At 70.0% G+C, this 1,852-nt stretch carries 1 pseudogene; it reads left to right on the top strand.

Annotation, left to right across the window (positions count from 1 at the left end):
- Positions 1–1,852 (top strand): annotated as a pseudogene (locus ACZ7KF_RS41530) (condensation domain-containing protein); the annotation flags it as partial.

Genomic DNA, 1,852 nt, shown 5'->3' with positions numbered 1-1,852 from the left:
CGGTGATCGCGGGGCATCCGCTGGTGTCGCAGGTGGCGGTCGTCCCCCGGGAGGACCGGCCCGGCGACAAACGCCTCGTCGCCTACGTCGTACCGAGCACCGGTGCCGATCCGGAGCGGACCGCCGGCGCCGAACTCGCCAACAGGGAGCTGCGCCGGTACGTGGCCGAGCGCCTGCCCGAGTTCATGGTCCCGGCCGCGGTGGTGACGCTGGACGCCCTGCCCGTGACGGCGAACGGGAAGCTGGACCGGCGCGCGTTGCCGGCCCCGGACTACGCCGCGGCCTCGCTGTTCCGGGCCCCGCGCGACGAGCGCGAGCAGCTCCTGTGCGAGACCTTCGCCGAGGTGCTGGGCGTGCAGCGGGTCGGTATCGACGACAGCTTCTTCGACCTCGGCGGCCACTCCCTGCTCGCCACCCGCCTGATCAGTCGCATCCGTACCCGTCTGGGCGTCGAGCTGCCCCTCCGCACCCTCTTTGAATCGCCGAACGTTGCCATGCTGGCCGAACAGCTGGGAACCGCGCGCAAGTCGCAACGGCCTGCACTGCGGCGGATGCCGCGTCCCGAGGAGAACTGATGATTTCGCTGTCCTTTTCCCAGCGTCGGCTCTGGTTCCTGAACCGACTCGAGGGCGCGGCGACCGCCACGTACAACCTGCCGATCACCCTGCGGCTCACCGGCAGCCTGGACCGGGACGCGCTCGCTGCCGCGCTGCGGGATGTCGTGGAGCGGCACGAGAGCCTGCGGACCGTCTTCCCCGAAGGCCCCGACGGCACCCCCTACCAGCATATTCTCGACACCGACCGGGCATGGACAGGCATGGAGGTGGCGCCGACCACCGAGCACGAACTCGAAGCCGACGTATCCGCCTTCCGCACCCGCGGCTTCGACGTGACGGTCGACACGCCCCTGCGTGTGCGGCTGTTCGCGGTGGCCGACGATGTGCATGTACTGGTGGTGGTGTTGCACCACATCGCCGGTGACGGCTGGTCGATGGCGCCCTTGGCCCGGGATGTGGCGAGGGCTTACGAGGCTCGGATCGACGGGAAGGCTCCCGGGTGGGAGCCGCTGCCGGTGCAGTACGCGGACTTCGCGATGTGGCAGCGGGAGCTGCTGGGCGACGAGTCCGACCCGGACAGCCTGATCAGCAGGCAGGTCGCACACTGGACGCGAACACTGGCCGACCTGCCGGAGCAGATCGAGCTTCCCGTGGACCGCGCGCGGCCCGCCGCGGCCTCCTACCGAGGCGACAGCATCGAGTTCACGGTGGACACGGCCGTGCACCGAGGGCTCGTCGCGCTGGCCCGGGAGTCGGGCGCGAGTGTGTTCATGGTGGTGCAGGCCGCCTTCGCCGCACTGCTCTCCCGGATGGGCGCGGGGACGGACATTCCGATCGGTTCGCCGGTGGCGGGCCGCACGGACGAGGCGCTGGACGACCTCGTCGGGTTCTTCGTGAACACGCTGGTGCTGCGAACGGATGTGTCGGGTGACCCGACCTTCCGCGAACTGCTCGACCGAGTCCGGGACAGCGACCTGGAAGCGTTCGGAAACCAGGACGTGCCGTTCGAGCACCTGGTGGAGGTCCTGAACCCGGTCCGCTCCATGTCCCGGCACCCTCTCTTCCAGGTGGCGCTGGCCTTCCAGAACCAGAGCCGGCCCACCCTCCACCTCCCCGGTCTCGACGTCGAGATCGAGCGCTACGACAGCGCCGCGGCGAAGTTCGACCTCTCCCTGGGGCTCTCGGAGCGATTCGACGACGACGGTGGTCCGGCCGGGCTGGACGGCGCTGTCGAGTTCGCCACGGATCTGTTCGACCGGGTGTCGGTCGAGGGGTTGGCGGGTCGTTTCGGTGGG

The organism is Streptomyces sp. NPDC038200 (assembly GCF_055600785.1).
Note: the sequence above shows the minus strand (reverse complement) of the source record. Positions and strands in the feature narration are given on the sequence as shown.